Annotated in this window: 6 protein-coding genes and 1 pseudogene; 5 read left to right on the top strand and 2 right to left on the bottom strand. The window is 65.5% G+C overall.

The annotated features are described in order from the left end of the window. A pseudogene (locus ACTHL0_RS19830) lies at nt 1-86 on the bottom strand (YceI family protein); the annotation flags it as partial. A 40-nt stretch (nt 87-126) separates the two neighbouring features. Further along, nucleotides 127-756 carry a cytochrome b gene (locus tag ACTHL0_RS19825; protein WP_440568579.1) on the bottom strand — a complete coding sequence of 210 codons (630 nt, stop codon included), beginning with the start codon at nt 754-756 and terminating at the stop codon, nt 127-129. Nucleotides 757-1044: 288 nt separating this feature from the next. Here ACTHL0_RS19825 and ACTHL0_RS19820 point away from each other — a divergent pair, with 288 nt between their 5' ends. From ACTHL0_RS19820 to ACTHL0_RS19800, 5 genes are all read left to right on the top strand, one after another. Beyond that, a complete protein-coding gene (locus ACTHL0_RS19820) occupies nt 1045-1725 on the top strand; it encodes a paraquat-inducible protein A (protein WP_440568578.1) in 681 nt (226 codons plus the stop codon). Continuing rightward, entirely contained in the window at nt 1722-2381 is a 660-nt protein-coding gene (locus ACTHL0_RS19815) for a paraquat-inducible protein A (protein WP_440568577.1), read from the top strand. The genes ACTHL0_RS19820 and ACTHL0_RS19815 overlap by 4 nt, the downstream gene beginning before the upstream one ends. Then, complete coding sequence (locus ACTHL0_RS19810) at nt 2374-4044, top strand: PqiB family protein (RefSeq protein ID WP_440568576.1); 1671 nt, start codon at nt 2374-2376, stop codon at nt 4042-4044. The genes ACTHL0_RS19815 and ACTHL0_RS19810 overlap by 8 nt, the downstream gene beginning before the upstream one ends. Nucleotides 4045-4113: 69 nt before the next feature. Further along, complete coding sequence (locus ACTHL0_RS19805) at nt 4114-4821, top strand: PqiC family protein (protein WP_440568575.1); 708 nt, start codon at nt 4114-4116, stop codon at nt 4819-4821. A gap of 69 nt (nt 4822-4890) precedes the next feature. After that, on the top strand, nt 4891-5299 hold a 409-nt coding region (locus ACTHL0_RS19800; RefSeq protein ID WP_440568574.1), incomplete at its 3' end, for a THUMP domain-containing protein.

The raw sequence follows: 5299 nt of genomic DNA, 5'->3' as shown, positions 1-5299 counted from the left end.
TCGACCTGAGCGAAGACGAGACCGGAGGCGGCCATCGACGCAGCCGTGAACGCGGCGAGCATGTAGCGGTAAAACGAAGCTTTCATTTTCATCCTTGCGGGTTGACGTCTTTTAAAGTTCCACACTTCATTTCTGTTGCAATGGCTCGAAGCCAGGCTTTTTCGGCTTCCCTTTCAAACAGGGAATCATGCGCGCCAGCAAGCCGTCGCCGTCGATCCATTGGTGCTTCAGCGCCGCACCGACGTGGGCCAGCACCAGTGCGGCCAAGCCCCAATTCAGGATGAGGTGGGCCGTCTTGAAGATGATTTTGAGCGTCGGATCGGGGGCGATCAGCCGCGGCAGCGGCACGATGCCGAGGTACACGACGGGCACGTTCGCGGCCGAGCTGAACAGGTATCCCGTGATCGGAATGGCCACCATCAGGACGTACAGAAGCACGTGAACGAGGTGCGCGACGGCACGCTGCCAGGCCGGCATGCCGGGCGGCAGCGACGGCGCGCGATGCGTGGCGCGCCAGAGAATGCGCAGCGTCGCGAGCGCGAATACCGTCACACCAATCCACTTGTGCCAGGATACATAGCGCAGCTTGGCCGGCGTGAAACCGGGAATGCTCGTCATCACCCAGCCGAGCGTAAAGCCGGACACCATCAAAGCGGCAATGAGCCAATGCAGGCTGATCGCAGTAGCGGTATAAGCCTCATTGGACGCCGTACCGGAAGCGCCATGGGAAACGGAAAACGAATTGCGGTGTGTCATTGCCGGGCTGCGAAAATGGATCGTCGCCATGCTACCCCAAGCCGCCGTTTCGTGCGGCACGGCGCGAGCCGCGCCGGCCTCCCATTTGCCAGCCCGATGTGGCGCGAAAGTTGCCCGCATTCCGTCGCCGCCGCATGCCGGACACCCACCGCACCGCCGTCCAAACACACTACCCGATGAGCGTACAGCACCCCTTTTGGTAAGATGGGCGCGGGTTTGCGGGGCGTCGCCCTTCATTTTGCCCGCTTACGCGATGTCCCGCTTCCATGAAGTCGACGCGCAACGCCTATGAATCGAAACGACCTTATTGCCTGTCACGACTGCGACGCACTGTTGCGAAAACCGCGCCATTCCGCGAAGGGCAGCACGCGGTGTCCACGCTGCGGCGCCATGCTGTATCGCCCGAGTGCGGTCCAGCTCGAACGCATCACCGCGCTCACGCTGGCGGCGCTGTTCACGTTTCTTATCGCGCAGGCTTTTCCGATCGTCGAACTGGACCTGAACGGCGTGACATCGCAAACGACGCTGACCGGTGCGCTTGTGGCGCTGTGGAACGAAGGCATGGAGCTTGTCGCCGTGGCCGTCTTTTGCTCGACGTTCCTCTTTCCGTTGATCGAACTGACCGCCTTGCTGTACGTGCTCATTCCGATCCGCGCCGGCGTCGTGCCGCCCGGCTTCAATCTCGTATTGCGGGCGATTCAGTTCGTGCGGCCCTGGGGCATGATCGAGGTGCTGATGCTCGGGATTCTCGTCACGATCGTCAAAATGACGAGCCTCGCCCGGGTCATCCCCGAAGCCGCACTGTTCGCGTTCGGGGCGTTGACGTTGATGCTGGCCGTGGTCGTCTTGTTCGATCCGCGCGCGCTGTGGGACGTCGCCGACATCATCAAGGCCCGCCGCGCCCGCGTCGAACGCATGCTCGCCCCCGCCTCCCCTCATGCTCCGAGCGGGAGTACGCCTCCCCAATGAGATATGTCAGCGCCACCCGAACGGGCATGATCGGCTGTCACGCCTGCGGACACGTTCAGCCGCGCCGCACGGCCACGCGGGCCACGCCGCGACAGCACTGCGAACGCTGCGGCGCAGCGCTCCATCGGCGCAAGCCGGACAGCATTTCGCGTACTTGGGCGCTCCTGATCGCGGCCGCGATTCTCTACATCCCCGCGAACCTGCTGCCGGTGCTGCATACCGCGTCCCTCTTCGGCAACGAGGACGACACGATCATGAGCGGCGTCGTCTATTTCTGGGTGTCGGGCGACTGGCCGCTGGCCGTGATCGTCTTCGTCGCCAGCATCCTCGTGCCGATGCTCAAGCTATCCGTGCTCGCGCTGCTGGCCTGGACGACGCAGCGGCGCTCCGCCTGGCGGCCGCTCGAGCGCACCAAGCTGTACCGCATCGTCGAGCGTATCGGCAGGTGGTCGATGCTCGACGTGTTCGTCGTCACGCTGACCGTTGCGCTCGTCCGCTTCAAGTCGCTCGCCGTCATCACGGCGGGCTGGGGCGCACTCGCATTCGCCTGCGTGGTGGTGCTCACGATGCTGGCGGCCCTTCAATTCGATCCGCGCCTCATCTGGGACTGCGCGGAGGCCCGCACCCCTCAAGCTTCAGGACGTGACCATGACTAGCCCGCAAGGACAGCCCCCCTCATCGAACGGCGGCTCGGCCGGCGGTCCCCCGCAAGGCCCCGAACTGCCGCCCGAGCTGCCCGAGCCCGTCACCACGCCGCGTTCGGGCTGGCTGCCTTCGCTCGTCTGGCTCGTGCCCCTCGTTGCGGCGCTGATCGGTATCACGCTCGTCGCGAAGTCCGTGATCGACCGCGGTCCACTGATCACGATCAGCTTCTCGACGGCCGAGGGGCTGGAACCCGGGAAAACGAAGGTCAAGTACAAGGATGTCGATATCGGCTCCGTCAAGACGATCCGGCTCTCGCGCGATCACGCGCGCGTCCTCGTGTCGGTTCAGCTCACGAAGGAAGCGGACGATTTCGCCGTCGAAGACACGCGGTTCTGGATCGTGCGTCCGCGTATCGGGACGACCGGGGTAACGGGGCTCGGCACCTTGCTCTCGGGGTCGTACATCGGCGTCGATGCCGGCCGCTCGCACGAATCGCAGACCGACTTCGTCGGGCTCGAAAAACCGCCTGCTGTCACCGGCGATCAAAAAGGCCGGCGCTTCGCATTGCACGGCGCCTCGCTCGGCTCGATCGATATCGGCTCGCCTGTTTATTACCGCCGCGTGCAGGTCGGCCAAGTCGTCGGTTTTTCGCTCGATCGCGACGGGACGGGCGTGTCGATCGACGTCTTCGTCGATGCCCCCTACGATCAATACGTCGGCGTCAATTCGCGCTGGTGGCATGCAAGCGGCGTCGACCTGAGCCTCGATTCCAGCGGGCTGAAGCTGAACACGCAATCGCTTGCCACCGTCATCATCGGCGGGCTCGCGTTCCAATCCCCTCGCGGCGAACCCGTCGGCGCCGAAGCGCCTGACAACACGGTATTCAACCTGGCCGCGAACGAGGGCGCCGCCATGCGTGCGCCAGACGGCCCGCCGCTGGTCGTCGTCATGAATTTCAATCAATCGCTGCGGGGGCTGTCGGTGGGGGCAACCGTCGATTTCCGCGGCATCGAGCTGGGCGAAGTCACCGCCATCGGGATTCACTACGATCCGAAGGCGCGCGATTTCACGATGCCGGTCACGATGAACCTCTACCCCGATCGCCTCGGGCAGCGGTTCCGCGAATCGATCGAACACGGCGGCGAAACGGCGGGCAAGCAGCTGCTCGAAACGCTGATCAAACACGGGCTGCGCGGGCAGCTGCGCACCGGCAACCTGCTGACGAACCAGCTGTACGTGGCGCTCGATATGTTCCCGAAAGCCGCGCCGGTCAAGTTCGACGCCAATCGCACGCCGCTTGAGTTGCCCACCGTGCCGAACACGCTCGACGAGCTGCAGGTGCAGGTGGCCGATATCGCGAGGAAGCTCGATCAGATTCCGTTCGATCAAATCAGCAAGAATCTGAACGGTACGCTGCAAAGCGCGAACGGGCTCTTCAAGCAGCTCGATACGCAGCTCGCACCGCAGGCGCGCGAGACGCTGGCCGCTGCGCAGCGCACGTTCGGCGCGGCGCAGTCGACACTGCAGCAGGATTCGCCACTGCAATCGGACATGCATCAGGCACTGAACCAGCTCACGCAAACCCTGCAGACGCTCAATGCACTCGCCGATTACCTGGAGCGCCACCCTGAAGCGCTCCTGCGCGGCAAAGCCAAGGATCCCGCCCAACCTTGACGTCAGGCGATGCTAACCTGGGAACGCCGCCTTTCGGCGGCGCTCCTTTCATTCTCGGAGCAAAAGCAGATGAAGCGTGAACGATTCGCCCGGCGCCGACACCCGCTCGCGTCGCTCGCCGCCTGCGCCGCGCTGATGGGCGCAGCCCTCTTGCCGGGCTGCGCCTCGTCGCCGTCGAGCCGCTTCTATACGCTCGGCAGCGACCCTGCGATCGAGCAGGCGGGGACGGCGAATCCCGCGAGCCCCCCGGCGTTCCTGATCGAAGTGCCGACGCTCGACGTTCCTACCCAGGTCGCGCGCAATCAGCTCGTCGTGAACGACAGCGCGACGCGTGTAACCGTCCTCGAACAAGAACGTTGGGCATCGCCGCCGGCCGACGAACTGCGGCGCGCGCTGTCGAGCGACCTCGCGGCCCGACTGGGGACGTTCGACGTCTTCGCTTCACCGCATCCGGAGAAGGTCCCCGTGTACCGCATCGCCGTGAACGTGCGCCGCTTCGAGTCATGGCCTGGCTCGCGCGCCGTAATCGACGCCGTATGGAGTGTGCACTCGCTGCGCACGCAAGCCGTCGTGACCTGCCGGACCGTTCAGAGCGAAGCGGTCGGTCCGGGCTTCGACGCGCTGGTGGCCGGCCATCGGCGCGCCGTCGGGGCGCTCTCCGATTCCATCGCAGCGGTCGTGCGCGCGCTCGCGTCCGGCGCTCGCGCCCCGGGGCCCGGCACCGGCGATTGCGAGACGGGCAACCTGGAGCGGACAGCGGGCAGCGGCACGCCGTAGCCAGGAAAGCGGCCCGAGTCCGGCCGACACCCGCGTACAATGACGCCTTTGCACGCTCGGTTTTCGTCCATGTCTTCGCCCACGCCGTTTGACTTTTTCGCCCCTTGCCCGCGCGGGCTCGAAGCCGCGCTTGCCGCCGAGCTATCGGAAATCGCGCAACGCCTGCCGAACGCGGCCGGCAACCCACCGTACGAGGCTGGCGCCCAGGTACCGGGCGGCGTCCATTTCCGCGGCGGCTGGGCCGCCGGCATGGCGGCAAACCTGCACTCGCGCATCGCGAGCCGCGTGCTGTTGAAAATCGCCGAGCGCCCCTACCGGGGCGAGCAGGACATCTACGCTCTGGCCGCCGAACAACCGTGGGAGCGCTGGTTTTCGGCGAACGAGACGCTGCGCGTCGACCTCACGGCCATCAAGTCGCCCTTGCGCAGCCTGGAATTCGCGACCCTGCGCGTGAAGGACGCCGTCTGCGATCGCCTGC

This window comes from Trinickia sp., from assembly GCF_051961175.1.
In the GTDB taxonomy this organism is placed as follows: Bacteria; Pseudomonadota; Gammaproteobacteria; order Burkholderiales; family Burkholderiaceae; genus Trinickia.
Note: the sequence above shows the minus strand (reverse complement) of the source record. Positions and strands in the feature narration are given on the sequence as shown.

Coding starts and splice junctions, on each gene's coding strand:
- ACTHL0_RS19825 (WP_440568579.1), bottom strand. CDS start 756: ATGACACACCGCAATTCGTTTTCCGTTTCCCATGGCGCTTCCGGTACG.
- ACTHL0_RS19820 (WP_440568578.1), top strand. CDS start 1,045: ATGAATCGAAACGACCTTATTGCCTGTCACGACTGCGACGCACTGTTG.
- ACTHL0_RS19815 (WP_440568577.1), top strand. CDS start 1,722: ATGAGATATGTCAGCGCCACCCGAACGGGCATGATCGGCTGTCACGCC.
- ACTHL0_RS19810 (WP_440568576.1), top strand. CDS start 2,374: ATGACTAGCCCGCAAGGACAGCCCCCCTCATCGAACGGCGGCTCGGCC.
- ACTHL0_RS19805 (WP_440568575.1), top strand. CDS start 4,114: ATGAAGCGTGAACGATTCGCCCGGCGCCGACACCCGCTCGCGTCGCTC.